The organism is Magnetospira thiophila (genome assembly GCF_054657015.1).
In genome coordinates, this window is the sequence record NZ_BAAHXF010000002.1 from 387,305 (window position 1) to 412,348 (window position 25,044).

The window sequence follows — 25,044 nt, forward strand, 5'->3', positions numbered from 1 at the left end:
CTACGGACGCGCGATCACCACTTGAGTCTGTTCCCCTAATCCAGCGACTCCCAGTCGCAGGCGGTCGCCCGGTTGCAGAAACTGCGGCGGTTTGCGGCCCATGCCGACACCCGGCGGGGTGCCGGTATAGATCACGTCGCCGGGCATCAGCGTCATGTGACGGCTGAGGTCGGCGATCAGTTGGGCGACGCTGAAGATCATGGTGCGGGTATTGCCGCTCTGCATCCGTTCGCCGTTGACCTCCAGCCACAGATCCAGGTTCTGCGGGTCGGCCACTTCGTCTGTCGTGCACAGCCAGGGACCCAACGGCGCGAACGTATCGCAGCCCTTGCCCTTGCTCCATTGGCCGCCGCTGTTCAACTGATAATCCCGTTCGGAGATGTCGTTGCCCACCGCGTAACCCGCCACATAATCCAGGGCCGCCGACTCTTTGACGTAGGCCGCGCGCTCGCCGATGATCACCGCCAGTTCCACTTCCCAATCCATCCTTTTGGAGCCCGGAGGGTGAATGACCGGGTCGTCGGGACCGTTCAGGGCAGTGGGGGATTTGAAAAACACCGGCGGCGACGTGGGAATGGGGAGCCCGGTTTCCGCCGCATGGTCGGCGTAATTCAAGCCGATGCCGAGGATCTTCTCCACACCGCCCACCGGCGGCCCCAGTCGCCGAGCGCCCTGCACCTCGGGGAGACTGCTCGGGTCGAGCGCCGCCAACCGGGCCAGCCCCTTCCGGGACAGCACATCCCCAGCAATGTCCGGCACATGGGCCGACAAATCGCGCAGCACGTCGTGAGGGTCCAGCAGGCCGGGACGCTCGGTCCCGGGGGGGCCATATCGTACCAAACGCATGGGGCGGCTCCATATTTGTGTGGGATTTCTTTAGCCGAAGGGGTTGGGGGGATCAAGGTCTATAAAACTTTATATAAATTTGCCGAAATATAAATAAATGTAAAGTGCATTATGTTTAGAATAAAATGATCTTGATGATCTCGTCATCAAATAAAAATAAGGTCTAAACTGATGCGTGATATTTTCCAGCGGTTCAGAGGCAGCCAATGTGGCTCAACGGTAATGGAATTCGCCTTCGCGGCTCCCATTTTGATCACCATGAGCATCGGGGCCATTGAATTCGGCACCATCATGTTGACCACCACCTTGATGGAAAGCGGCCTGCGCGAGGCGGCGCGCTTCGGCATCACCGGCCAGGAACCGACCACGGGCAGTCGCTTGGACCGGATCATGGAGATCATCGACCAGCGGACCCTGAATTTGCTGGATATGGCCCAGGCCCAGGTGGAGGTGATGGTCTATCCGGGCTTTGCCGATATCGGTCGCGCCGAGAGTTATGTGGACGGCAACGGCAACGGCGCCTTCGATGCCGGGGAGACGTTCACCGACGAGAACGGCAACGGGGCCTGGGACGACGACGTGGGCACGGCCGGGGTCGGCGGCTCCGGGGAGATCGTAGTCTATCGAATCACCTATCCCTGGTCGGTCTGGACCCCGCTGGCGACCCAATTCATCGGGACCGGTGGTCAGTTGGACATCGGGGCCTCTTTGGTGGTGCGCAACGAGCCCTGGGATACCGGCATCGGGAGTGGAACATGACCGGCTCTTGGGAAAAGTTCGTCGCCGATCGACGCGGCGTGCTGGCCGTGGAAATCGCCTTTGCCATTCCGTTGTTGTTGGGACTCATTCTGTCCGGCGTCGAGATCACCCGATATGTGCTGCTCAATCAGAAAATCGAACGCACCACCATGACCGTCGCCGATCTGGTCTCACAGGCCGAAACCCTGACCGGAGCCGAAGTGGACAATCTGTTCGTCGCTGGAGACTTCGTGATGGAACCGTTCGACATCAATACGGACGGGCAGGTGATCGTCTCCTCCCTCGTTGGAAATGCCGGCGGGGCGACCGTGGCCTGGCAGCGCACCTATGGCGGAGGGACGGGCGGCAGCCGCTTCGGGACGGCGGGCGGCAGCGCGGTTCTGCCGAGTGGATTCGCCATCGAAAGCGGGGAAAGCGTCGTCGTCGCAGAGGTTTTCTACGACTATACGCCGATGTTCATGGGCGGCGATCTGGTGGAAGGGGTGGTCGGTAACGTACAGCTCTACAATTCGGCGCTGTTCCGTCCGCGCTTCACCAATGTCATTGCCTATACACCGTAATCAAGGCGCGGCGGCCACCTGGACGCCGGTCTTGACCCGCAATTCCATGCAATCCATTTTGCGGCGCTCGAGAGCCCGGCAGGCGGCGTAGGCGGTGGTCTTGTCGAGGCCGACGATACGCGCCCGGTAGAGCACGCGACCGTTGGATTTGCGCAGTGGCACCACGGCGATGCGACCCTTGGAGAGCAGCGTGGGGGCTTTCTCGATGGCTTTGACGGCCATGTCCCGAGCCGGACTGTGGGCGGCATAGGCTCCGACCTGGATGCCCCATTGGTCCTGCGAGGCGCGGCTGGATTTGGTCGGCGGGGCGGACCGGGGGCGGGGCTGAGCGGCGGCCACTTGCGGTTCGTCCTTGCCGATGCCGAGGCGGGCAAAGCCCTTGTCCAGCAACTGGGCCATATGCTGATCACGGGCCTTGGCGGTGCGACCGCCGAACACCACTCCGATCAACCGTTTGTTGCCTCGCACGGCCGAGGTCACCAGATTGAACCCGGAGGCCGAGATATAGCCGGTTTTCAGTCCATCCATGCCGACATATTTTTTCAGCAGTTTGTTATGGGTGCGATGGGTCTTGCCCTGAAAGGTGAACTCCTCAAGGCTGAAATAATGATAGAACTGCGGAAAGTCGATCATGATGCGGCGGGCCAGGGTGGCCATGTCCCGCGCCGTGCTCATCTGCGCCCGGTGGGGCAATCCTGAGGAGTTGCGGAAATTGGAGTTGCTCATGCCGATGCGATGGGCGGTCTCGGTCATCAAGTTGGCGAACGCCTTGGGGTTGCCCGAAATGTTGTCGGCGACGGCGGCGGCAATATCGTTGGCCGATTTGACCACCAGGGCCCGGATGACCTGATCGACGGTCAGGGTATGACCCGCCGCCAGCCCAAGCCGCGAGGGCGGCTGGCGAGAGGCGCGCCGGGTCATCGTGAAGGGACTGTTGAGACGCAATTTACCCTGTTCCAGGCGCTCGAACAGGATATAGAGAGTCATCAGCTTGGTCAGCGAGGCAGGGTAGTTGCGGGTATCGGCATTGGTCGAATGCAGGACCCGACCGCTGTCGGCCTCGATGACCAGGGAGGCATACTTCGCCGCCGCCGGCGTGGGGACCAGCAGCAGGGTGCCCAGGGCGATCAGGGTCAGAAGTCCGATCAAGCGACCGATCACACGTGCCTCCAAATCCATCATATTCCACGCCTCGATGTCATGTCGTTTCGCATTGTGAAGGGTGGAACGGCCCCTGAAGTCTAGGGGAGCGCTGGAGTCAAGTCCAACGAATCCTGATCCATGCCCAGGCTTTCCCCTTGGGGTTTGGCCTGACCCATTGTAGCCTTGAGGCTCTTGAAGAAATTGTTAACCGGATGAAAAAGATGAAGCTGCCGTCCGTAATCTTGATATTGGCCTTTGTGGTGTCGGGCTGTGTGACGGCGGATCTGGACAATCCCCTGTCCCGCAAGCTGGGGTGGTTCGGATACCTGAACGGCGAGGATCTGCGGCCCGCCTGCGGCTCGGGTCAGGAAGTCTATCGCTTTGTTTACAATGCCGATTATGAGAACCAGGTTCGGACCTATGACCTGGAAGTGCGGCCCGATGGCGGCGGGCGGTTGTCGATCCATGTGTTCGGCCCGGCCACCGTGGCGCAGATTTCGGTCGAGACGGGAGCGACGGATCTCATGGCGCCTTGGAAAGGCCAATCGGCTCAGGTGGAACTGCGGCCGGAGGATGTGCAGCGTCTCCGCGCCGCCTGGGACTCCGGCCCGGCCCCGGAAGGATTGGAGATGACCTCCGAGCAATTCTACTGGATCACCGGGCGGTGCCTGGACGGCACCTATCAATTCAATGCGTTTCTGTGGCCTTCGGAACGCTTTCAGTCCCTTGCCTTCGACGACCTGTTGTGGGGCTGGGATTTTACCGATATTGCCGTCGCCTTGCCCCATCCACCGATTCCCGACATTCAGGAAAAGGCCAAGCGGGGAATTGATCCCAACGCCCGGTTCAGACTGCGCATCGGCCAAAATGGACTGTGGACTCTGGGGCAGGGCTTGTGAATATCGCATGTGCGATATATAGAAAAATTTCACTGATAAAGCTTATGCAACACATTGAAAAATTATATTTATGGTAATTAATAATTGATTGTGCGGTGCACAAAAATATATTGACAGCGTGCCATTTCAGGGATAAGTCTGATGACGGATGCTGCACTGCACCATTATCTGATTGGATCCGAATTTCAGGGAGAGTCCCATGCCTGCCGTGAAAAAAGCCGCCGTCCTCGTTCCGCCAACCCCGGCCAATCAGGTCGAGGAAGCCGTTGCCGTGAGCAAGGAAACCGTCGAAGTTGTGGTCAAGGCCGGCACCGACGTGGCCGCCAAGTCCTATGAAAAAGCCGTCGCCATGACCAAGGAAGGCGTCGATAACGCCAGCAAGATGCAAGGTGAGGCCGTCAAGGGCTATGAAGATATGATGACATTCGGTCAGGCCCAGCTTCAGGCCTGGATCGTCGCCTCCAATATCTTCGTCAAGGGCAGCCAGCAGGTGGCCCAGGAATGCATGAAGATGGCACAGACCGCCATGGACGGGAATTTGGCCAACACCAAGGCGTTGTTTGCCTGCAAGGACGTCAAGGAACTGGTCGACCTGCAAGCTTCCGTGACCCGGAGCAGCTATGAATCCCTGTTGGCCGACAGCCGCAAATTGGCCGAAATGTCGGTTCGTGTGACGGAACAGGCTTTCGCGCCGTTGGCCGAGCGGGCCAATGCGACCCTGGCCGCTTTCGGTAAGCCTTTCGGCGCCTGAACGACCTCATCCTTCCGCGTTTAGGTTCCAAACTGCGCCCGGTGGAGACGTCCCTGTGACTCTTCCGCCGGGCGTTTTTCGTTGTGCCGTAAGATGGGGGCTATCCAAATGGCGTAGATGGCGTATCCTGCCAGTCCTCCGGGTTGGCCTGTCCCGTTTCCCACAGGTGCGAGCAACAGCTTGATCGAAAAAACGGATCGCGCCGACTACGAGGAGCCCATGACGGAGTCCCTGCGTCGGGTGATTCATCTTGCCGCATTGAGGTTTCGCGATGCCGCGAGTCTGACCGATCTCTATGAAGTGATTCTCAAATTGACCGACGCCTTGCATGCGGAAGTCGGTCGGCACCAGCCGCCCCCCAGACTGTTGGCCTGTGCGCCGGGCTGCGCGTTTTGCTGCTCGTGGAACGAGGTCAATCTGTCTCCCCTGGAGGTACTGGTGATGGCCGCCTTCATGCGGTCCCATTATTCCGATGTGCAAATTGGTGATCTGAAAGTGCTTCTGAGGGCGTGCGTCAAAGCCAAGACCCAGGCTGCCGAACGGAAGGCAAAAGATCTATTTTCCTGTCCGATGCTGGTTGAGAATCGCTGTATCGCCTATGCGGTTCGACCGTTTGTCTGTCGTGGCTTCACCTCCTTCGATGCCGGGACCTGCGCGGCCCGGGTGTCGGTTTTCGGCTATATCCATACTCAGAAAATCGCCCAGCTTTCCATTAATGTCATAGGACTGGAACTGGAGGAGATGGGCTACGAGACCCAGCTTCTGGATTTGGCTCCGGCCTTGGATATTGCCTTGTCTGGACCGGCTCCCCTGGCGGACTGGCTGGCCGGTCGTCATGCCTTCGGGCAGGCCGCATCACGACGGGGGTGAGCTTTTTTTTTGACATTCCATCCGGCGTACCTACATTTCTCCCATGGCTGATTTCATGTTCTCCGAAGCGCAGACGCTGCATTTCCACAGGGTCCTGCTCCACCAGATGGTCGAAACCCCCAATCTGCTGCGGCGGGCGCGGGAGGAATTGGACAAGCTGCGGCAACGGCAGGCCACCTACGCCAGCACCTGGGACCGCTGGGCCGAACTGTTGGCGGGGGGGCTGGAGCGGATCGCCCCGGAGGTTCTGTCCAACAGCCCCGCTGGCGGCCTGCTGCGGGCCCATTCGCCGCTCTATGAATGTCTGGTGGAAGCGGAGCGCAAGGCTCTGTGGCAACGGGTCGGGCTGCAACAGTTCGTGCAATATTTCCACGAAGCGGTGGATGATCTGGGGATTTCCCGTGACGAGCAGACGCAAATGATCGGCGTCGCGGGGGAAGTTCTGGCCGATTGGCGCCTGGAACTGCCGAGCACCATGACGGCCTCGGTGATGAACCAACTGAAGTCCGTGGTCAGCATTCATCGGGCGCTGGTCGGCTTCACCCAGACCGCCGAACAGCGCCGGGCCTGGCTCATGGAGTCCAATGGCAATCTGGAGGGGCGTCCGGTGGATCTACTCACCGGGGGCCGCCTGCATGATGTGGAAGACTACCTGATCGCCGCCGTTCAGGCCCGCATGACCAACGCCGACCGACCCAGCGTCTAAGCCTCCTCTGGAATATCCGTCGGCCGCTCCATGTAATGGGCCAGCGCCTCGCGGCCGCCCCGATTGTCCAACACATTGCCCAGGGCTGAAACCGGTCGTCGGTCATAGGCGACGGCGACGCCCTCGCGCAGGATGGTGACCGCCCGGTCCAGGGGAATGGCTTCCCGGTAGGCCCGGGGGCTGACCATGCCGACGAAGGCATTGGCGACAGCGATGATGCGGGCACCGGGGTGAATTTCCACCCCCTGCTTGCCCGCCGGATAGCCGGAGCCGTCCCATTTCTCTTGCAGGTCGCGGACCACCGTGCCCACCGGCACGTCGAAATCCAGTCCATCGAGCAGGTCGGCGCTGCTGAGCATGGATTCACGGATTTTCAGCACTTCGTCGTCGCTCAGGCGACCGGTCTTGGTGAGCAACTCCGGCGGCACCAGCACCTTGCCCAGGTTCATCAGATTGCCGGCCAGATCGACCGTGCGCACCATGTCGTCGGACTCGCCCATTTCCTCGGCGATGAGACGCGCCACCTCGGCCACCCGCGCCGACTGATGGGCGGAGTAGGGGTCGCGACGATCGACCAGGGTGACCAGGGTGGTGACCAGCCTGCGCATGGTGTGTTCGCGTTTTTCCCGTTCGTCCACCACCTCGGTGATGTCCTGGAGAATTTGCAGCACGGCGGGTGGATAATCCCGGTCACCCCGCAACGGCAGGAAATAGCCGTGATAGATGCGGCGCTGCCCGCCCTCTTCCTCGAAGGTCAGGGTCTTGGTCAGGGGCTCGAAATGCTTCAAGACGTGATCGTTGATCGGTTCCAGTTGGCGCGCTTTCATGGGGCCGATCACCGAGGCCATGGTCTTGCCGAGCACGTCTTCCTTGGAAATGCCCGCCGTCTCCGCCAGCCAGCGGTTGGCGAAGGTATACTTGGTTTCCCCGGACACGGCGGCGATCATCGCCGGATGGCCATCGGTGACCACGGTCAGGAATTTGGAGAAATTCTGGAAACGCTCCAGGGCGACGCTCATCTCCTCCAGGGCGCGGGCGGTGCGCACCGAGGTGCCGTGCCGCCACACGGCAATCACCGCCACGCCCAGGCCGACGATCAACAGGACAAATACCACCAGCATGGTCTGCAAGCGGCTGTCGGTGGCCGACAGGGCCTCGGAGCTGGCGATCTTGCGCAGGACCACCCAGGGGGTGCCGGAGATGGCGCGTCCGGTGACCAGCACCGGGGTCTGGGCGTAGTCCCGATATTCACCAAAACCGCCCGGCTCCCGGAGCACGAAGGCGGCGGCCAGATCGGGCGTGTCGGCAGCCAGTTGGCGCTTCAGCGGCGGCGTGCCATCACTCAGGGCCGACAGGTAGTCGATCAGGTTGCCATTCCGGCGCACCAGCAACGTCTCGCTGCTGGTGGAGGCGTCGCCGGGCTGCACCAGGGCATCGTACAGGTCCGAACCGAGCCGCTTGATGCCGACCACGAAACCCAGGTTGTTGGCCGAAGCGGCCTCCTCCTGAATACCATAGACGGGGACCACGAATCCGAGACTCGGCCCGGCGGGGGCTTGGTAAATGTCGATCAGGACCGGGTGACCCTGTGCCGCCTCGTCCATGGCCGCCCGCAGTCGGGGCGTCATCGGCGGCATGTCCTGGGTGGCGGCCAGATAGATCCCCTCGGCATCGGTCAGGGCGATTCCCGCCTGTCCCGTCCGGGCCACGTTGGCGCGCACCGCGAGGCCGGGAGTCTCGGCCAGAAAGCCACCTTGTTGCGCGGTGACCAGCAACAAACTCTGCAAATATTCGGCCTCGGGTTGAGCGTTGGTCGTCCCGGTCATTTCCGTCATGTACAGTTGCAGGGAGGCGTTTTCTGCCAGACCGCGCATGAGATCGAAATGCGAATCCAGCCATTTTTGCACCGCCGCCGCGCGCGAGTCGGCAATCAGCCCCAGACGGACCTGCCAGGCCTGGATATCCCGCTGCCGCTCCTGATCAATGAACCTGTTGACGGCAAACAGGCCGACCACCATCAAGACGGCCAGCAATCCCAGGGCTCCGACGACAAAAACCCCGGCGCGGGTGCCGCCGGACCGCGAGGGTGCGGAAACGGTTTCAGTCATGGATCGATCCCCTTTCGGATGGCGGTCGGTGACTTCACGGATGCCCCCGGTGCGGTGATCCTCGCGAAGCGGCGTTCATTTTCCCGTTCAACTGCCTATAATTCAAGATGAGTTTCGTCGGACGGACCGAGGATGGGGCGATGAGGTTTGCCAGCTTGGGGTGGATTGTGAGGTTGGCGGCGCTGGGGGTCGCAGCCTCGCTGTCCTGTGCCGTCGCGCAAGCTTTTGCGACTCCCGCGCTGTTCGGCAGTACGGAAACGGTCTCCACGGACCTCAAGCCGTTTCCCAAATGGACCGGCACCTTAGACCGCTACTTTGCCGAAAAGCAGAAACTGGAAGGGGACTGTGCCGATCTCGGCACCCCGGAATGTCGCTATTCCTTCTGGTTCAAGATGATGGACGAGGCGAAAGAACTTTCGGGGCTTCAACAGCTCAACAAGGTCAATGGCTTTCTCAATAAATACAAATACGTGGTCGATCCGATCAACTGGGGGAGCAAGGACTATTGGGCCATCCCACAGGAATTCTTCAACAAGTTCGGAGACTGCGAGGATTATGCCATCGCCAAATACCTGACCCTGCGGGCCCTGGGCTGGCCGACCGAGAAAATGCGCATCGTCGTCCTGCGCGATTTGAACCTGGATGCCCTGCATGCCGTTCTGGCGGTCGAATTTGAAGGCCAATTCATGATTCTCGACAACCAGATCTCGCTGGTCGTCGATTCCCGTCGCATCCTCCATTACGAGCCGATTTTCTCGATCAATGAACAAAACTGGTGGCGACACAGGGGAAGCGCAGCCTCCAGTAACAAGTCGCCGCAAATCAAGCTTCTGAGAAAACCCGGGCCGACTGAATAGAAACGGGACCCCGTTGCCGGAGTCCCGTGACTGTTTTTTGAACGGCATTGACTTTAGTCGAGGCGGGCCTTGACATAGGAACCCGGCGCGTCTTCCAGGACGCTCAATTTGCCGTCGCCGGGTATCCGGGCGGGCACCGTGCCGGCCCCGTATTTGGTCACCCACTTGAGCCAGTCCGGCCACCAGGACCCCTCGTTGCGCTTGGCCCCTTCGAGCCATTTGTCTGGGTCTTTGGGGGCTTTTCCCGGCTTGGTGAAGTGGAAATATTTGTTGGCTGCGGGCGGATTGATCACCCCGGCGATATGGCCCGAACCGGCGAGCACGAACTTGACCGGACCGGCATAGGTCTGGGTCGCCACATAGTTGGATTTCCAGGGCGAAATATGGTCTTCCTGGGCTGAGAGTACGTAGGAGGGGACGGTGATGGTCCGCAGGTCGATGGGGACGCCACCGAATTCCAGGGCTCCTGGTTGGATGAACTTATTCTCCAGGTACATGTTGCGCAGATAGTAGCTGTGCATGGTCTGCGGCAGCCGGGTCGAGTCCGAATTCCAGTACAGCAGATCGAACGGGAACGGGTCCTTGCCCATCAAATAGTTGTTGATGACGAACGACCAGATCAGATCGTTGGACCGCAACAGGTTGAAGGTCTGGGCCATTTCGGCGCCGTCCAGATAGCCTTTTTCAGCCATGGCCTCGTCGATTCCGGCAAGCAGTTTCTCGTCGATGAAGACGCCGAGATCGCCCGGTTCGGCGAAGTCGATCATGGTGGTGAAATAGGTACAGGATTTAATGCGCTTGTCGTTCTTGGCTTCCATATAGGCCAGGGTTCCGGCCATCAGGGTGCCGCCGATGCAATAGCCGATGGCGTTGACCTGTTCTTCGCCGGTGGCCTCCTTGATGGCGTCGAGCGCGGTGATCGGGCCTTCGAGCATATAGTTGGTGAAATCCTTGTCCTTGTGGCGCTCGTCGGGATTGATCCAGGAAATGACGAACACCGTCAGACCCTGATCGACAAACCATTTGATCATCGAGTTCTTGGCCCGCAAGTCCATGATGTAAAACTTGTTGATCCATGGCGGGACGATCAGCAGCGGCGATTTCTGCACCTCTTCCGTGGTGGGCGTATATTGCAAAAGTTGCATCATGTCGTTCTGAAAGACCACCTTGCCCGGGGTGTTGGCGACATTTTCGCCCACCTTGAAGGCATCGTAGTCGGTCATGGAAATGCGCAGTTGACCCTTGCCCCGCTCCAGGTCTTCGAGCATGTGCTGCAAACCCTTGAGCAGGTTCTCGCCGCCGCTGTCCGCCGTGGCGCGCAGGACTTCTGGATTGGTCGCCGCGAAATTGGTCGGCGACAGGGCGTCGGTGAACAGCTTGGTGTAAAATTCGACCTTGTGCTTGGTCTTGTCGTCGAGGCCTTCCACATCACCCACAACAGCCTGCATCCAGCGCGAGGTCAGCAGGTAGGATTGCTTGATGTAATCGAAGACTTCGTTATCCGACCAGGACTCGTCACGGAAGCGCCGGTCATCGCGGGCCGGAGTCGCCACCGGTTCGACGTCCTGGCCCAGCATGCGGCGGGTGGTGCTCTGCCACAGGGCCATATAGTCCTGCCACAAATTCATCTGAGCCTGCATCAGCTTGGCCGGGTCGGCCATCATTTTGGTGGTCATTTCCATGAACGCCTGGCCGATATTCAGCGGGTCCAGGTTGCCGGGGCTGCCGTCGGTCGCCTGACGGGCGAGAAAATCAGATACCAAACGCTGACTGCGCTCGGCGATATCGCTCATGATTTTAGTGACTTCACCGGGGTCCGGTGTGGTCGGTTGGCTGGCTTGATTGTCGGACATTGGGACTCCCTTTCCCGCTAAGACGCCACGGCGAACGGCAAAATGGTTCGCCTTGGATACTCCCCGCCCGGCCCATATTCGTCCGGTCTGTTCAGCAGCGTTTATTTTTTTGCGCTGTTTGTATAGTTTTAACGGAATTTCTTCAGGCTTGAAAATGGAATCGGAGCTTTTTATCGACGGCTCATGTTCTATGATCATGCAGTAGGCAGGGCAAAGGCAAGCGGATGATGAACAAATTTTTGAAATCAAGCGCCGTGGTGACACTTCTTTCGCCGTTGGCATTGGGGGGCTGTTCCAGTTCCTGGATGCCGGATTGGTTCGATGACGACGGAACGGCCGAGGTCCAGGATGCGCCGGGCGGCGACCGGGATTACCCATCGGTGGCCGATACCCCCGAGGCATTGCAGGCGACCGCAGCCGAGGAACGGGCGCAAATCGCCGAGGGCCTGCGGGCCGACAATGCGCGCAACCGCTATGCGGCGAACAGCATCACCCGCCAGGACGAGACCTCCGACGAGATCCCCATGGCCCAGGCTCCCGCGCCGATGGCCGCGCCGACCAGCCCGGTGATGGCCGCGCCCATGCCGGTCGCGCCGATGCCCATGGCTTCCGCCGCGCCAGCCCCGGTGGCCGTGTCCCCCATGGAGCCTGCCCAACCGGTGCCGCCGATGCCGTGGCTTGGTCCGCGGCCGCAGCCCATGCAGGTGGTGACCTCGGAAGCCCAGGCCGGGGCCATGATGCCGTCCCGTCCGGGGCAGGCGGCGTTCGCCGCCGGGATCTATGATCCGACCATGGCCGGTCCGGTGGTGATTTCCGGCACCGGTCTGCAATCGCCTTTCATGGAGCCTCAGGCTTATGGCCAAGACACCTTGACCGCCGTTGATCGTCAGAACTTCATGCCGGGCAACGCCCTCAAAGTCGCCACAATCCAGTTCCAAGACGGATCGTCGCAATTGAGCGGTCAGGATCGCCATATCCTGCGTCAGGTGGTGGCCTTGCATAAGGAGCATGGCGGCGTGGTCCGCGTGGTTGGTCATGCCAGCAGCCGCACCCGCGACATGGAGCCGGTTCGCCACAAGATGGTGAATCTGGACATGTCCTCGCAGCGGGCCGACACGGTGGCCCGGGAACTGGTGCGTTTGGGAGCCGCCGAGTCCCTGGTGCAAACCGCGGCGGTGGCAGATCACGAGCCGCGCTTCTTTGAGGTCATGCCGGCTGGCGAAGCCGGAAACCGGCGTACGGAGATCTATTTCCTGCGCTGACCCCGGCCCCTCGGGCGGGTTCTTTTCCGGGTTTGAGACGTGGCGCTTGACGCGCCGCGCCGCAGCCCTTAACCACCCCAGCCACGGTCGATATTCCGCCCGGGCCGGGGCCTAGATGATCGAGTACTTTATGATGATGGACCAGGAGTTTCACCGCATCAGGCGGCTTCCCCCTTATGTCTTTGCCGAAGTCAACGCGATGAAGGCCAAGGCCCGGGCCGCTGGCGCGGACATCATCGATTTCGGCATGGGCAATCCGGACCAGCCGACGCCGAAGCATATCGTCGACAAACTGATCGAAACGGTGCAGGACGGACGCACCCACCGCTATTCCAACTCGCGCGGCATTCCCGGCCTGCGCAAGGCATTGTCCAGCTACTATGCGCGCCGCTGGAATGTGGAGATCAACCCGGAAACCGAAGCCATCGTTACCCTGGGCTCGAAGGAAGGGCTGGCCAATCTGGCTTCGGCCATCACCAGTCCCGGCGACGTGATTCTGGTGCCCAATCCCAGCTATCCGATCCATCAGTTCGGTTTCATCATCGCCGGAGCGGCGGTGCGCAACATCCCCGTGCGTCCAGACGAGGCCTTTTTCCAGGCCCTGGAGCGGGCGGTGATCCATAGCGTGCCCAAGCCGACGGCGGTGGTCCTGAACTACCCCAACAACCCGACGGCGGAACTGGTCGATCTTGATTTCTATGCCCGGGTGGTGGATTTCTGCCGCCACCATGAAATCTGGATTTTGTCCGATCTCGCCTATTCGGAAATTTATTTCGACACCACGCCACCACCGTCGATCCTGGAAGTGCCGGGAGCGCGGGATATCGCCGTGGAATTCACCTCCATGAGCAAGACCTACAACATGCCCGGCTGGCGGATCGGCTTCGCGGTCGGCAACAAGAAGCTGATTTCCGCCCTGACCCGCATCAAGTCCTACCTGGATTACGGGGCCTTCACGCCGATCCAGGTGGCGGCGGCGGCGGCGCTCAACGGGCCGCAGGATTGCGTCGATGAAATCCGCACCCTGTACCGGGAACGCCGCGATGTGCTGGTCGAGGGCTTGGCGCAGGCCGGATGGGAGATTCCGACTCCCGAGGCGACCATGTTTGCCTGGGCACCGATTCCGCCGGCGTTTGCCCATCTGGGGTCGATCGGGTTTTCCAAGCTGCTGCTCAGCGAGGCTTCGGTGGCGGTGGCTCCGGGCATCGGTTTCGGTGAGCACGGAGATGGATTCGTGCGCATCGGGTTGGTCGAGAACAAGCACCGCACCCGGCAGGCCATCCGCAGCATCAAGACCTTCCTGGGGTCCTATGATCACGCCCTCGAAGCGGCTGAAAAACGGCGCGCCCTGGCGGCGGGCTGAGGGTGCCGAAAAACGACAGAGTGGGGAACACATTGATGAGTCATCCTTTGCGTGTGGGGGTTGCCGGTCTGGGGACGGTCGGCGGCGGTACGGTCAAGCTGCTGACCGAGAACGCGGCCCTGCTGGCGGCCCGTTGTGGACGGCCGCTCCGTCTGGCCGCCGTGGCCGAGCGCGACAAATCTCGCCATCTTGGCGCGATGCTGGATGGGGTGACTTGGTATGACGATGCCCTGGCCCTGGCCGAGTCGCCGGATCTGGACGTGGTGGTGGAACTGATCGGCGGCTCCGACGGTATCGCCAAGCGCCTGGTCGAGACCGCGTTGGCCTCGGGCAAACATGTGGTGACCGCCAACAAGGCGCTAATCGCCCATCACGGCATGGCACTGGCCGAGTTGGCCGAGTCGAGGGGCGTGCAGCTGGCCTATGAGGCCGCCGTGGCCGGGGGCATCCCGATCATCAAGGCGATCCGCGAAGGCATGGTCGGCAATGCCTATACCCGCGTCTACGGCATCCTGAACGGCACCTGCAACTACATCCTGACCACCATGCGCGAGACCGGACGGGAATTCGACGATGTGTTGCGCGAGGCGCAGGAACTGGGCTACGCCGAGGCCGATCCGAGCTTCGACGTGGACGGCGTGGACACGGCCCACAAGCTGGCCATCCTGACGTCGGTCGCCTTCGGCTGCGCGTTGGATTTCAAGGGGGTGCATGTGGAAGGCATCCGTCATGTCTCGGCGCTGGATATCCGTTTCGCCGATGAATTGGGCTATCGCATCAAACTGCTCGGTGTGGCCAGTCAAACCGCCGACGGCGTGGAACAACGGGTGCATCCCTGCATGGTCGAGCGGTCGGCCCCCATCGCGGCGGTCGAAGGCGTGTTCAATGCGGTGGTGGCGCACGGGGATTTCGTCGATACCACCATGCATGTGGGGCGCGGAGCGGGTGAAAAACCGACCGCCTCGGCGGTGGTGGCGGATATCGCCGACATTGCCCGGGGGCTGCGTCTGCCGACCTTCGGGGTGCCGCTCAAGGATCTGGCGCATCGACCGACCCGTCCCATGGGCGAGCACGAGGGGGCCTACTACGTGCGCATCACCGTGCTCGACAAGCCCGGGGTAATGGCGGATATTGCCGCCGTGCTGCGCGACCACCAAGTCTCCATGGAATCGGTGCTGCAACATGGCCGCAATCCGGATGAGCCGGTATCGCTGGTGATGACCCTGCACGAGACCCGTGAATCGTCCATGGCTGGTGCTTTGGCGGCCATTGAGGCGCTACCCCATGTGGTCGAGCCGCCGCGCATGATCCGTATCGAAACCTTCTGATTCCAGGCGAAAGGCCACAGCATGGATAAGGCCCATTCCCTCGGAGGTCCCCGCAATCTGGCTGTGGTGACGGTTCATGTGACCGAGGCCGCCGCCTTGGCCGCCGCCGCCTGGATGGGGCGGGGCGACGAGCAGGCCGCCGACGGCGCGGCGGCGACGGCCATGTGCAAGGCCCTGTCGCAGATGGAACTCGAAGGCCGTGTGGTGATCGGGGAATTCGGCGACGGTCATTTGGCCGCCATCTGTCCGGGGGACCGGGTCGGGGCCGGCGGGACATTGCGGGTCGATGTGGCCCTGACGCCGCTGGAAGGCATCACCGCCTGCGCCAAGGGGACAGCCAATGCCCTGTCGGTGATGGCGATGACCAATGAAGGCGGTTTTCTGGCCGTTCCCGATGTTTATATGGAGAAAATCGCCGTCGGGCCGGGATTGCCCGAGGGCATTGTCGATCTGGACGCGGAACCGGAAGTGAATTTGCGGCATCTGGCCGAGGCTCGGGGCGGGCAGGTTGGAGACCTGACGGTCTGCATCCTCGACCGACCGCGCCATGAGGAACGGATCTGGCGGGTTCGCGAGGCCGGGGCCCGGGTGATGCTGATTGCCGATGGCGATGTGAGCGGTATTCTGGCGACCCTCGAACCGAAAAGCGGTGTCGATATGTACATGGGTATCGGCGGCGCCGCCCAAGGGGTGCTTGCGGCGGCGGCGCTGAGCGGAGTCGGCGGTCAGATGCAGGGGCGGCTGTTGCTGCGCACCAACGAAGATCACGCCAAGGCCCGGGCCTTGGACATTGCCGATCCGAACCGCAAGTATACGGCCGAAGATATGGCCCATGGCGATATTCTGTTCGCCGCCACCGGGGTCACGCGGGGCACCTTGTTGACGGGCGTGCAGCGTACCGGGAGGCAGGCGCAAACCCATTCCCTGGTCATTCGCAGCTCGACCAAGACCCTGCGTTATCTTAATTCGCGCCATCAATTGGACGCCGACGGGGCGCTGATCTCCGGTGTCTGACGGCACCACGGACTCTTCCTTGGCCCTATTGGGCGTCAGCCGCTCCTTGCGCGGTAAATTCTGGCACCTGCAACCGTCCGATGATCGTCTGGCCCTGGCTCTGGCGCAACGTTTCGCGCTGCCCGAATTGGCCGGACGGGTGCTGGCGGCGCGGGGCGTTGATCTTGAAAATGCCGCCTCTTTTCTCGACCCGACATTACGCGACCTGATGCCCGACCCGGACAGCTTCCAGGATATGACCCGGGGTGCCGAACGGTTGGCCGAGGCCCTCGAACATCAACAGACCATTGGCATTTTCGGCGACTACGATGTGGACGGGGCGACCTCGGCCGCCGTGCTCGGTCGCTTCCTGCGTGCCGTCGGCGCTTCGGTGCGGCTCTATGTGCCGGATCGTTTGAACGAAGGCTATGGCCCCAACGGCCCGGCCCTGCGCCGTCTGCATGCGGAGGGCGTGTCGGTGGTGGTCACCGTGGATTGCGGTAGCACCGCCTTCGAGGCGCTGGATCAGGCCGCCGGGGTGGGGCTGGACGTGATCGTGGTCGATCATCATGCGGTCGAACCCCGGTTGCCCCAGGCGCGGGCCTTCATCAACCCCAACCGGCTGGACCAGACGCCGGGGCAGGGGCATCTGGCGGCGGTCGGGGTGACGTTTCTGTTCGTTGTGGCGCTGAATCGATTGCTGCGGGAACGGGGCTGGTATGGAGAGGGGCGTCGGGAGCCCGACCTCAAGGGGCTGCTGGATCTGGTCGCCCTGGGCACGGTTTGTGATGTGGTGCCGCTGCTCGGTCTCAATCGGGCCTTCGTCACCCAGGGTCTGAAAGTCATGGCCGGGCGCGGCAATGTTGGTTTAAGCGCCCTGGCCGACGTGGCCAACATGGACCAACAGCCGGGCACCTATCATGCCGGATATCTGCTTGGGCCCCGGGTCAACGCAGGCGGACGGGTGGGCAAGTCCGATCTGGGGGCGCGGCTGCTGTGGAGCGATGATCCCGCCGAGGCCCGCGATCTGGCCCGTCAACTGGACAGCCTTAATCAGGAACGCCGCAACATCGAGGCGGCGGTGCTGGATCAGGCGCTGATGCAGGTGGAGAACGATCCGGATCGGCATTTGTTCCCGGCCCTGGTGACCGCCTCCGGGGAAGGCTGGCATCCCGGCGTGGTGGGGATCGTCGCCAGCCGTTTATGCGAGCGTTACAACCGACCGGCCTGCGTGCTGGCCCTGGATGGTGAGACGGCCACCGGCTCCGGTCGGTCGGTGCCCGGGGTGGATCTCGGCGCGGCGGTCATCGCGGCCCGTCAGAGCGACCTGATCCTCAAGGGCGGCGGTCATGCCATGGCGGCGGGGGTCACCCTGTCTCGCGCTGGACTGACCGACTTTATTGCGTTCCTGGCCGACCGCCTCGCCAAAGGCGTGCAGGTCGGGGGGCTGGTCCCCCGCCTGCGCTGCGATGCCCTGTTGAGCGTCGCTGCGGCGCATGGCGGGACCCTCGGTGCCATCGAACGCGCCGCGCCGTTCGGGGCCGGCAATCCGGAACCGCGTTTCGTGCTGACCAACGTGCTGCTCACCCAGACCAAAATCGTCGGCGAGAATCATCTGCGTTGCACCCTCACCGGAGCCGGAGAAGGGGGGCGTCTGAATGCCATGGCCTTCCGCTCCGTGGACACGGATTTGGGCCAGGCCCTGCTGCATCACCAAGGCGCGGCCTTCCATCTGGCCGGGCACCTGCGCCGCGATCATTGGCGTGGCGGCGACCATGTACAGTTCCTAATCGACGACGGCGCCCCGGCAGCGATAAATTCCTCACGTTAAAGGCTTGATTCCCTCGCCGTTCGCCGCTATGAAGTCAGCCCTCTACGACCCCTTCGTCTAGAGGCCTAGGACACCGCCCTTTCACGGCGGCAACACGGGTTCGAATCCCGTAGGGGTCGCCATTCTCCCACAAAAGTGGGAACTCCATTTTTCAAGGTTTGGACCGGCTTGCCGACGGCGTTGGCAAGAGCTTCCTTTTGGAAAAACCGACAAAGGATGTTTGCCCATAGGGCCTGAAGAGTTAATTGCCAATGGCTTCAGGGAGGACAATCTCAAATGTTGAGCCTTTTCCAGGCGCACTATCGACAAAGATTTTGCCATTGTGTTTGTCGATGATACCGTAAACCATTGATAGACCGAGGCCGGTTCCTTCACCCACTGCCTTGGTGGTGAAAAAAGGGTCGAACAGGCGCTGTTGGACTTCTTCGGACATCCCACATCCCGTATCGGAAACCGAGATCATTACGTACTTTCCTGGCAGAAGATCCGTCGACCACTTCTTGTGTATTGGCGCTACGGTGATCGGTTTAATCGCAAAACAGATCTTGCCGACATTTCCTGCCATCGCATCAACGGCATTAGTCGCCAAGTTGATCAGTACGGTTTCCATTTGTGACTGGTCCAGCATAGCCTTTCTTTCCGTTGCATCATACGCTGCCTCCAACTCTACGGATGAAGGAAGCGTAGACTCCAACAGTGTCACAGCCTTCCGAACCACATTGTTGACAACAATTGGCAGCAACGTTGGTTCTGATTCTTCTTTTCGACTGAACGCTAAAATCTGAGATATTAGGCGCTTGGCACTATTGGCGGCTTCAAGCACCTTCTCAAGCCGAACTTTGTCGCGACTTTCAGCAGGGAGTTGCTTTAAGGTTAGCCCGGTCAGAGCAATGATCGGCAACAGCATATTGTTCACATCATGGGCTATGCCACCTGCGAGGGTGCCCAGGGCATCCATTTTCTGTGTCTGACGAGTTGCTTTCTCGACTTCAATGCGGTCCGTAAGGTCGATAAATGAAGCGACCCCACCGATAATGATCCCATGCTTCTCAATCGGATGCACCGTGGAGCGCACCCGAATAGGCCTGCCATCTGCCTTCCAAAAAACCTCATCCTCAACGATGTGGGAACGCCCTTCTCGCACGGCCTGAAGTAATCGGCATTCTGATTTATGAACCTCTGTCCCATCTTGCCTGACTTGGTGGATAAGCTCATGCATGGGTTGGCCAACCAGGTTCTCCGGACCATCGTAACCTAACAGTTGGGCCGCAGCAGGATTGGCAAGTGTGCAGATCCCATCGATATCAACAACGTAGATGCCATCACTTGTAGAGGCCAAAACCATACGCAGCTCTTCCTCGCGGTCCGCGATCGATTTTTCAAGCTCCCTTTGGTCCGTAATGTCTCTGCCCACGCCGCGATAACCGATTATCACGCCCGATTGATCGAACAGCGGGTTTCCGCTGCTTTCCAGTATGACCTCGTGTCCATCCTTGTGACGGCAAGTGTTCCGCAGGCTGTGGAAGGGCAGTCCTTCAGCGACGAGCAGCCCAAAAATGGCTCCAACCCTCTCCGCTTCTTCGGGTGACATGTGGAAAAACGGGGTTTTGCCGATCAGTTCATCCGGAGCGTAACCAAGGATGTCTTCGCAGCGGGGACAGATATAAGAATAACTCCCTTCAGCATCGATCTCCCAGATAATGTCCGGGGAATTTACCACTAGGTCGCGGAACTTTTGCTCGCTATTGGAAAGCACATCAACGATGGGAGCGATAAATTTAGAAAAGCCAAATCGGCCAAGAATAAATAAAACAAAGCCGGTACATAGAATGAGCATGCCGACGTATAAATAGGGCTCTCTGATTGTAGAGAGGTCTTCCTTAAGTACAAGCCCTAGGCCAAGCAAAGGGACCGGGGCATAAGCGGCCAACACTTCGCGGCCATCATAATCAATGGAGACGATCACGCCTGATTGGCCATCCAAGGCGCGATGCATTGGGCCAGCCAAAATTGAATCCCAATTGACGGTTTTAAGGCTATCCCCAGTTTTGGACTTTTGACGCCAGACAAATTCGATCTGCTGCTCCACGCGGCGCGCTAAAACGACCTCCATATGCTTGGTGAGTACCGGATTGAAACCGGCACGCAGTTGCGCCACCGTGGCGTTCCAGGCGACTTCAGCATCCCCTAGGGCATGAAGGTCGAATTTGGCGATGGATCCGGCAAGGCTTGCCAAGTTGTAGGCCATTTCGCCTAACCTATCGCGGCGTTCTTCAAACGCCAGCAAATGCAAGAACCATAGGAAAATAAGGGATACAGCGAGCAGAGTCACCCCAACAGCAACGGCCATTCTAATAAGTTTTTGTCGCATTTGGGCAACGACGGACAAGGTTACGCCAGCCTCCTATTCGGTAGTCGCCGACTACGACACTAGGCACACCACCTCGTGAAATGAGTTGCGGCCTCTAAAGAGTATTATACACCATCTCAGTCTTGGCCCATGCAAACAATAGAGGTAGCCCCAGAAGTTAGTCTACTTCCATTGGTTGTCACAGATGAAGGTGAGTGCATGACCAGCCTCTGATCCACTGGGTCGATGCACATAGCGTAATCCGACAACGATCCGTTCCGCAGGGCGGCTCGGATTGGTGACGACGAAGCTGACGCGAGGTTACAACTCGCCGGGATGCTATTCGACCTTGGCAACGACACGGCGTTTCCTGTCCCATGATCCGGCCTGAGAATTGAAGCTGGCTTAGATGTCCTGCCCAAAAAAATGGCCGCCCGGTGAGGGGCGGCCCAAGTGCAGGGAGGAAACGTTCAAGAATACAACATCGGGGGGAGGGTCATGAACCCGAACCAATGCTGCAACGCACAATCTATCGGTTTTGCCGCATCTGCACAATAAAAATGTGCAGGGGGCGGGTGTGACCCTGGTCTGTGTTTTCTTGTTTGCTTTTGGCACGGAAATTGCTTGTTGGGTATTGCGATTCTCACCCCCTGCCCAGGCGAAACATGAGATTATTTCTGCTCCTTGTCGGTATCTTGACCTTGTTCCCGGTTTTGTTTTCCGGGGCCTGGGCGGCGCCGAGTGCCTGGGAAAGCAACGCCAATTGGCAGGTCTGCGCCCGACAAACAGCGGCACGGGAACGTCAGGATGGGGTGCCGGAGCATCTGTTGACGGCCATCTCCCTGGTCGAATCCGGGCGCAGCCGGGACAATGGGACGGCAACAACTGCCTGGCCCTGGACCATCAATGCGGCGGGAAAGGGGTATTTCCTGCCCAGCAAGGCGGCCGCCATCGCCAAGGTTCGGGCACTGCGCGAAGAGGGTATCGAGAGCATCGACGTGGGCTGCATGCAGGTCAACCTGATGTACCACTCCGAAGCCTTCAAGTCCCTGGAAGAAGCCTTCGATCCGGCGGCCAATGTGGCCTACGCGGCAAAATTTCTGGGCCAGTTGAAGGATCGCTCCCAATCCTGGGTCGAGGCGGCCGGGGATTACCATTCCGCCCGGTGGCAACGGGGCACTCCCTATCGGACCAAGGTCTTGGAAACCTGGAACGATCTGCACGGGGGTGAACAGGGGGTGACTGAAACCGTCATGGCTCTGCCGACGCCGACCCCGACGCCGACCCCGACGCCGAAAATCATCCCGGCTCCGGCGGAGATCGACGTGGCGCGCATGGATCAGTTGAACAAGGCGTTCCGGGCCAAACGGCTGGCCGAGAAGCCGCTCAAGGGGGCGGAGAAACGGGGCGAACAGCTCGATCTATGGCGCCACATGCGCGACCAGCAGCCGTTCACCGTACTGGCCGCCATGCAGATGGCGCGCAATCAGCAGCAACTGCGCGGCACCCTTGCGCGGCTAACCCCGGAGCAGAAAGCCCAGGCCTACGAGCAGCGCCGGATCGCGCAGCTTGCCAAGTGGCGGGCGGGCAAAGGTCTCGAATAGGAAAGACTAAGGCTTCATTGGATTGAACATCTGCAGGGGCGCGCCGCCTTGCAGGGGGTTCATCTTCTGCATATTGCCCTGCATGGCGTGAATATCGACCGCCATTTCGGTCATGGTAACGCCCATCGCCGGGACACTGGCCGCCAGGATTTCCATGCGTTGCGCCATCAGTCCCATGTCCTGGGCCATGCTGTCCATGTTGCGGGCCATGGAAAGCATCACCCACAGGGCGACGGCAAAGGTGCTGATGACCATCACCCCGGCGATGACCATAAGAGATTTTGTCAAGGCACCGGTCATTTGCGCACCGCCATCTGAATCGGCCCCTCGGCGCGCCCGTGAATGAACTGATCCACATATTCGTTGCCCGAGGTGTCGATTTCCTCGGTCGGCCCGGCCCAGATGATGCGGCCCTCATAGAGCATGGCGATGCGGTTGGCGATCTTGCGGGCGCTGGCCATGTCGTGGGTGATGGACAGGGCGGTGGCCCCCATCTCGCGGGTGACCTTGACGATCAGATTGTTGATCACGTCGGCCATGATCGGATCAAGCCCGGTGGTCGGCTCGTCGAAAAAGATAATCTCCGGATCGGTGGCGATGGCCCGGGCCAATCCGACCCGCTTCTGCATGCCGCCGGACAGTTCGGCCGGATAAAGACTCGCCACCTTGGCATCGAGACCGACCAGGGCCAGCTTCTCGACCGCCACGTCGCGGGCGTCGTGGCGGGAACAGCGGTGCTCGGCCAGCAACCCGAAGGTAACATTTTCCCAAACCGGCAGGGAGTCGAACAAGGCGCCGCCCTGGAACAGCATGCCGAACTTGCGGTTGATTCGCTCGCGGGCGCGACCGCGCAGGCCGACCACCTCTTCGCCATCCACCTGGATGCTGCCCCGGTCGGGCCACAGCATGCCGAGGATCGACTTCAGGGTGACCGATTTGCCGGTGCCCGAACCGCCGATGACGACAACGCTCTCACCGACTCCCACGTCCAGGTCGAGCCCTTGCAGGACCTTCTTGTCGCCAAAGGCCTTGTGGACGTCTCGCATGCGGATTTTGAGCGGCTGATCGGTCATGAGGCGAAAAAGATCTCCGTCAGGATATAGTCGAAACAGAGGATGAGAATGGAGGCGGAAACCACTGCATTGGTGGTCGCGGTGCCGACCCCCTGTGCGCCGCCTTTCGAATTGTACCCATGATAGCAGCCCATCAGGGTGCACAGAAAGCCGAACACCCCAGCCTTGACCAGCCCCGAGACCACGTCCTGCACTTCCAGGAAGTCCCAGGTGCTTTGCAGGTAGTTGGAGGGATTGAAGCCAAGCTTGTAGACGGCCACCAGATAGCCGCCGAACACGCCGACGATATCGGCCACGAACACCAGAAACGGCAGCATGGTGATGCCGGCAATCAGGCGCGGCGCGACCAGGTATTTCATCGGATTGGTGGACAGGGTGGTCAGGGCGTCGATTTGCTCAGTGACGCGCATGGTCCCGATCTCGGCGGCCATGGACGCGCCAATGCGTCCGGCGACCATCAGCCCGGCCAGCACCGGCCCCAGTTCGCGGGTCAGCGACAGCACCACCACATTGGCGACGGCCCCCTCGGCGGAAAAGCGGGCGAACCCGGTATAGCTTTGCAGGGCCAGCACCATGCCCGCGAACAGCGCCGTCAGGCCGACCACCGGCAGCGAGAAGTAGCCGATCTCGATGATCGCCCGCAGAATGTTGTGCATGTAGAAATGTGGGCGCACGCAATGGGACAGCGCCTCGCCGGTGAACAGGGTCAGCCGTCCGGCGGTGGCCAGGGTGGCCAGCGAGGCGCGTCCGATGGGGCGGAGCGGATTGATCATGCGCTGGCACCCTCCAGGTAGACCCGATGATAGCGCGTCCCCAAACCGGTGAGGATCTCATAACCGACGGTGCCTGCCGCCGTGGCCAAGCTGTCCACCGGATTGTGCGGTCCGATCAGATCGACCAGACAGCCGGGCTCGCTCAGGGAGACGGGAATTGCGGTCACGTCGAGAGTGGTCAAATCCATGGAAATGCGTCCCACCACCGGGGCTCGGTGGTCCTCTATGTAAGCTGTGCCCTTGTTGCCGATGGTTCGAAGGAAGCCATCCGCGTAGCCGACGCCGACGGTGGCAATGCGAGACGGACCCCAGACACGATGGGTGGCACCATATCCAACCGTCCGGGGGGTGTCAATTGTCCGCACCTGAAGGATTTTTCCTTGCAGCCGAACAACTTGCGCCATCGGATTGGGATCGTCCGGGGTCGGATTGACGCCATACAGCGCGACCCCGGGTCGCACCGTCTGGAAATGAAAGGCGGGGCCTAGAAAAATGCCCGATGAATTGGCCAGCGATCCGTCGCCGCTCAGTCCAGCCTGGGCCAGCCGTTTGCGGGCGCTGGTGAATTCTTCCTGTTGGGCGGCGTTCAGCCGGTGATTGGGGCTGTCGGCGCAGGCCAGATGGCTCATGATCAGGCGGGGTTTCAGGCCGCGCGCCAGGGTCGGCGCCTCGATCAGCCGTTGCAGTTCGTCGGCGGGCAGGCCGAGGCGCGACATGCCGGTATCAATGTGGATATCACATGGCAGGGGAGGATCACCCACATGCTTGCGCCAGGCCTCGATCTGGCCCAGGTCGTTGAGCACCGGAATCAGGTTGCGGGCATGGAATTCGGCGGCGGTGCCCGGCAGCAGGCCGTTGAGCACATGGATCTCGGCTTCCGGCAGCCGCTTGCGCAGGGTCAGCGCCTCGTCGATCTGGGCGACGAAAAAGCGGCGGCATCCGGCTTCCCACAGGGCCTTGGAGACCGGTCCGATACCCAATCCGTAGGCATCCGCCTTGACCACCGCCCCACAGTCCGCCGGGGCCACCCGGTCGCGAAGCAGCCGCCAGTTATCGGCCAGCGCCCGCAGGTCGATGGTCAGAATGGCATTGGCGCGGGCGTCGGCTTTTCCCAT

Annotated in this window: 22 protein-coding genes and 1 tRNA gene; 14 read left to right on the forward strand and 9 right to left on the reverse strand. The window is 60.9% G+C overall.

From position 1 onward, the window contains the following. Positions 1 to 846 carry a fumarylacetoacetate hydrolase family protein gene (locus ACYQ1P_RS11440; protein WP_460020486.1) on the reverse strand — a complete coding sequence of 282 codons (846 nt, stop codon included), beginning with the start codon at positions 844 to 846 and terminating at the stop codon, positions 1 to 3. Between the two features lie 171 nt (positions 847 to 1,017). Between ACYQ1P_RS11440 and ACYQ1P_RS11445 the strand changes: the two genes are divergently transcribed. Next, positions 1,018 to 1,605: a TadE/TadG family type IV pilus assembly protein gene (locus tag ACYQ1P_RS11445; protein ID WP_460020487.1), complete on the forward strand. Its 588-nt coding sequence runs from the start codon at positions 1,018 to 1,020 to the stop codon at positions 1,603 to 1,605. Further along, positions 1,602 to 2,165 (forward strand): TadE/TadG family type IV pilus assembly protein, encoded by a 564-nt coding sequence (locus tag ACYQ1P_RS11450; RefSeq protein ID WP_460020488.1) that lies wholly within the window; start codon positions 1,602 to 1,604, stop codon positions 2,163 to 2,165. The genes ACYQ1P_RS11445 and ACYQ1P_RS11450 overlap by 4 nt, the downstream gene beginning before the upstream one ends. Here the strand turns inward: ACYQ1P_RS11450 and ACYQ1P_RS11455 are convergent, their stop codons facing one another. Further along, positions 2,166 to 3,347: a serine hydrolase gene (locus ACYQ1P_RS11455; RefSeq protein WP_460020489.1), complete on the reverse strand. Its 1,182-nt coding sequence runs from the start codon at positions 3,345 to 3,347 to the stop codon at positions 2,166 to 2,168. It lies immediately after the preceding gene. Positions 3,348 to 3,529: 182 nt separating this feature from the next. Between ACYQ1P_RS11455 and ACYQ1P_RS11460 the strand changes: the two genes are divergently transcribed. The 4 genes from ACYQ1P_RS11460 to ACYQ1P_RS11475 all read left to right on the forward strand — a co-directional run bounded on the left by ACYQ1P_RS11460 (position 3,530) and on the right by ACYQ1P_RS11475 (position 6,534). Beyond that, positions 3,530 to 4,207 carry a hypothetical protein gene (locus ACYQ1P_RS11460; RefSeq protein WP_460020490.1) on the forward strand — a complete coding sequence of 226 codons (678 nt, stop codon included), beginning with the start codon at positions 3,530 to 3,532 and terminating at the stop codon, positions 4,205 to 4,207. A 199-nt stretch (positions 4,208 to 4,406) separates the two neighbouring features. Beyond that, positions 4,407 to 4,958 (forward strand): phasin family protein, encoded by a 552-nt coding sequence (locus tag ACYQ1P_RS11465; RefSeq protein ID WP_460020491.1) that lies wholly within the window; start codon positions 4,407 to 4,409, stop codon positions 4,956 to 4,958. 180 nt (positions 4,959 to 5,138) lie between these two features. Next, positions 5,139 to 5,828 (forward strand): YkgJ family cysteine cluster protein, encoded by a 690-nt coding sequence (locus tag ACYQ1P_RS11470; RefSeq protein ID WP_460020492.1) that lies wholly within the window; start codon positions 5,139 to 5,141, stop codon positions 5,826 to 5,828. A 43-nt stretch (positions 5,829 to 5,871) separates the two neighbouring features. Further along, the gene (locus ACYQ1P_RS11475; RefSeq protein WP_460020493.1) at positions 5,872 to 6,534 is read left to right on the forward strand and encodes a hypothetical protein; all 663 of its coding nucleotides are present in this window, start codon (positions 5,872 to 5,874) and stop codon (positions 6,532 to 6,534) included. On the opposite strand, the gene ACYQ1P_RS11480 is transcribed toward ACYQ1P_RS11475, so the two are convergent. Beyond that, on the reverse strand, positions 6,531 to 8,642 hold the full coding sequence (locus ACYQ1P_RS11480) for an HD domain-containing phosphohydrolase (protein ID WP_460020494.1): 2,112 nt from the start codon (positions 8,640 to 8,642) through the stop codon (positions 6,531 to 6,533). The two genes, ACYQ1P_RS11475 and ACYQ1P_RS11480, sit on opposite strands and share 4 nt — an antisense overlap. A 140-nt stretch (positions 8,643 to 8,782) precedes the next feature. On the opposite strand from ACYQ1P_RS11480, the gene ACYQ1P_RS11485 reads away from it, so the two are divergent. Further along, on the forward strand, positions 8,783 to 9,499 hold the full coding sequence (locus ACYQ1P_RS11485; protein ID WP_460020495.1) for a transglutaminase-like cysteine peptidase: 717 nt from the start codon (positions 8,783 to 8,785) through the stop codon (positions 9,497 to 9,499). 53 nt (positions 9,500 to 9,552) lie between these two features. On the opposite strand, the gene ACYQ1P_RS11490 is transcribed toward ACYQ1P_RS11485, so the two are convergent. Next, positions 9,553 to 11,352 carry a PHA/PHB synthase family protein gene (locus ACYQ1P_RS11490; protein ID WP_460020496.1) on the reverse strand — a complete coding sequence of 600 codons (1,800 nt, stop codon included), beginning with the start codon at positions 11,350 to 11,352 and terminating at the stop codon, positions 9,553 to 9,555. 224 nt (positions 11,353 to 11,576) lie between these two features. Between ACYQ1P_RS11490 and ACYQ1P_RS11495 the strand changes: the two genes are divergently transcribed. From ACYQ1P_RS11495 to ACYQ1P_RS11520, 6 genes are all read left to right on the forward strand, one after another. Beyond that, positions 11,577 to 12,614 (forward strand): OmpA family protein, encoded by a 1,038-nt coding sequence (locus ACYQ1P_RS11495; RefSeq protein ID WP_460020497.1) that lies wholly within the window; start codon positions 11,577 to 11,579, stop codon positions 12,612 to 12,614. 133 nt (positions 12,615 to 12,747) lie between these two features. Then, positions 12,748 to 13,977: an LL-diaminopimelate aminotransferase gene (locus ACYQ1P_RS11500; RefSeq protein ID WP_460021640.1), complete on the forward strand. Its 1,230-nt coding sequence runs from the start codon at positions 12,748 to 12,750 to the stop codon at positions 13,975 to 13,977. A 35-nt stretch (positions 13,978 to 14,012) separates the two neighbouring features. Next, positions 14,013 to 15,305: a homoserine dehydrogenase gene (locus ACYQ1P_RS11505; protein WP_460020498.1), complete on the forward strand. Its 1,293-nt coding sequence runs from the start codon at positions 14,013 to 14,015 to the stop codon at positions 15,303 to 15,305. Between the two features lie 21 nt (positions 15,306 to 15,326). Beyond that, positions 15,327 to 16,319 (forward strand): class II fructose-bisphosphatase, encoded by a 993-nt coding sequence (gene glpX, locus ACYQ1P_RS11510; protein ID WP_460020499.1) that lies wholly within the window; start codon positions 15,327 to 15,329, stop codon positions 16,317 to 16,319. Beyond that, positions 16,312 to 18,129: a single-stranded-DNA-specific exonuclease RecJ gene (gene recJ, locus ACYQ1P_RS11515; protein ID WP_460020500.1), complete on the forward strand. Its 1,818-nt coding sequence runs from the start codon at positions 16,312 to 16,314 to the stop codon at positions 18,127 to 18,129. Before glpX ends, recJ begins: the two co-directional genes overlap by 8 nt. A gap of 46 nt (positions 18,130 to 18,175) precedes the next feature. Continuing rightward, positions 18,176 to 18,251: transfer RNA gene (locus ACYQ1P_RS11520), tRNA-Glu, on the forward strand. Positions 18,252 to 18,370: 119 nt separating this feature from the next. Here the strand turns inward: ACYQ1P_RS11520 and ACYQ1P_RS11525 are convergent. Beyond that, entirely contained in the window at positions 18,371 to 20,518 is a 2,148-nt protein-coding gene (locus ACYQ1P_RS11525; RefSeq protein WP_460020501.1) for a PAS domain-containing sensor histidine kinase, read from the reverse strand. A 626-nt stretch (positions 20,519 to 21,144) separates the two neighbouring features. Between ACYQ1P_RS11525 and ACYQ1P_RS11530 the strand changes: the two genes are divergently transcribed. Then, the gene (locus ACYQ1P_RS11530) at positions 21,145 to 22,083 is read left to right on the forward strand and encodes a transglycosylase SLT domain-containing protein (RefSeq protein WP_460020502.1); all 939 of its coding nucleotides are present in this window, start codon (positions 21,145 to 21,147) and stop codon (positions 22,081 to 22,083) included. Between the two features lie 6 nt (positions 22,084 to 22,089). On the opposite strand, the gene ACYQ1P_RS11535 is transcribed toward ACYQ1P_RS11530, so the two are convergent. From ACYQ1P_RS11535 to alr, 4 genes are read right to left on the reverse strand one after another with little or no spacing between them, the layout of a single operon-like run. After that, positions 22,090 to 22,371: a hypothetical protein gene (locus ACYQ1P_RS11535; RefSeq protein WP_460020503.1), complete on the reverse strand. Its 282-nt coding sequence runs from the start codon at positions 22,369 to 22,371 to the stop codon at positions 22,090 to 22,092. An 8-nt stretch (positions 22,372 to 22,379) separates the two neighbouring features. Then, complete coding sequence (locus ACYQ1P_RS11540) at positions 22,380 to 23,156, reverse strand: ABC transporter ATP-binding protein (protein ID WP_460020504.1); 777 nt, start codon at positions 23,154 to 23,156, stop codon at positions 22,380 to 22,382. Next, entirely contained in the window at positions 23,153 to 23,929 is a 777-nt protein-coding gene (locus ACYQ1P_RS11545; RefSeq protein WP_460020505.1) for an MlaE family ABC transporter permease, read from the reverse strand. The genes ACYQ1P_RS11540 and ACYQ1P_RS11545 overlap by 4 nt, the downstream gene beginning before the upstream one ends. Beyond that, on the reverse strand, positions 23,926 to 25,044 hold the full coding sequence (gene alr, locus ACYQ1P_RS11550; protein WP_460020506.1) for an alanine racemase: 1,119 nt from the start codon (positions 25,042 to 25,044) through the stop codon (positions 23,926 to 23,928). The genes ACYQ1P_RS11545 and alr overlap by 4 nt, the downstream gene beginning before the upstream one ends.

Bases quoted from the DNA above. Each gene is read 5' to 3' on its own strand.
- ACYQ1P_RS11465 (WP_460020491.1), top strand. From the start codon at position 4,407: ATGCCTGCCGTGAAAAAAGCCGCCGTCCTCGTTCCGCCAACCCCGGCC.
- ACYQ1P_RS11460 (WP_460020490.1), top strand. From the start codon at position 3,530: ATGAAGCTGCCGTCCGTAATCTTGATATTGGCCTTTGTGGTGTCGGGC.
- ACYQ1P_RS11475 (WP_460020493.1), top strand. From the start codon at position 5,872: ATGGCTGATTTCATGTTCTCCGAAGCGCAGACGCTGCATTTCCACAGG.
- glpX (WP_460020499.1), top strand. From the start codon at position 15,327: ATGGATAAGGCCCATTCCCTCGGAGGTCCCCGCAATCTGGCTGTGGTG.
- ACYQ1P_RS11440 (WP_460020486.1), bottom strand. From the start codon at position 846: ATGCGTTTGGTACGATATGGCCCCCCCGGGACCGAGCGTCCCGGCCTG.
- ACYQ1P_RS11495 (WP_460020497.1), top strand. From the start codon at position 11,577: ATGATGAACAAATTTTTGAAATCAAGCGCCGTGGTGACACTTCTTTCG.
- ACYQ1P_RS11445 (WP_460020487.1), top strand. From the start codon at position 1,018: ATGCGTGATATTTTCCAGCGGTTCAGAGGCAGCCAATGTGGCTCAACG.
- ACYQ1P_RS11545 (WP_460020505.1), bottom strand. From the start codon at position 23,929: ATGATCAATCCGCTCCGCCCCATCGGACGCGCCTCGCTGGCCACCCTG.
- ACYQ1P_RS11490 (WP_460020496.1), bottom strand. From the start codon at position 11,352: ATGTCCGACAATCAAGCCAGCCAACCGACCACACCGGACCCCGGTGAA.
- ACYQ1P_RS11455 (WP_460020489.1), bottom strand. From the start codon at position 3,347: ATGATGGATTTGGAGGCACGTGTGATCGGTCGCTTGATCGGACTTCTG.
- ACYQ1P_RS11480 (WP_460020494.1), bottom strand. From the start codon at position 8,642: ATGACTGAAACCGTTTCCGCACCCTCGCGGTCCGGCGGCACCCGCGCC.
- ACYQ1P_RS11485 (WP_460020495.1), top strand. From the start codon at position 8,783: ATGAGGTTTGCCAGCTTGGGGTGGATTGTGAGGTTGGCGGCGCTGGGG.
- ACYQ1P_RS11505 (WP_460020498.1), top strand. From the start codon at position 14,013: ATGAGTCATCCTTTGCGTGTGGGGGTTGCCGGTCTGGGGACGGTCGGC.
- alr (WP_460020506.1), bottom strand. From the start codon at position 25,044: ATGGGAAAAGCCGACGCCCGCGCCAATGCCATTCTGACCATCGACCTG.
- ACYQ1P_RS11500 (WP_460021640.1), top strand. From the start codon at position 12,748: ATGATGGACCAGGAGTTTCACCGCATCAGGCGGCTTCCCCCTTATGTC.
- ACYQ1P_RS11450 (WP_460020488.1), top strand. From the start codon at position 1,602: ATGACCGGCTCTTGGGAAAAGTTCGTCGCCGATCGACGCGGCGTGCTG.
- ACYQ1P_RS11530 (WP_460020502.1), top strand. From the start codon at position 21,145: ATGAGATTATTTCTGCTCCTTGTCGGTATCTTGACCTTGTTCCCGGTT.
- ACYQ1P_RS11540 (WP_460020504.1), bottom strand. From the start codon at position 23,156: ATGACCGATCAGCCGCTCAAAATCCGCATGCGAGACGTCCACAAGGCC.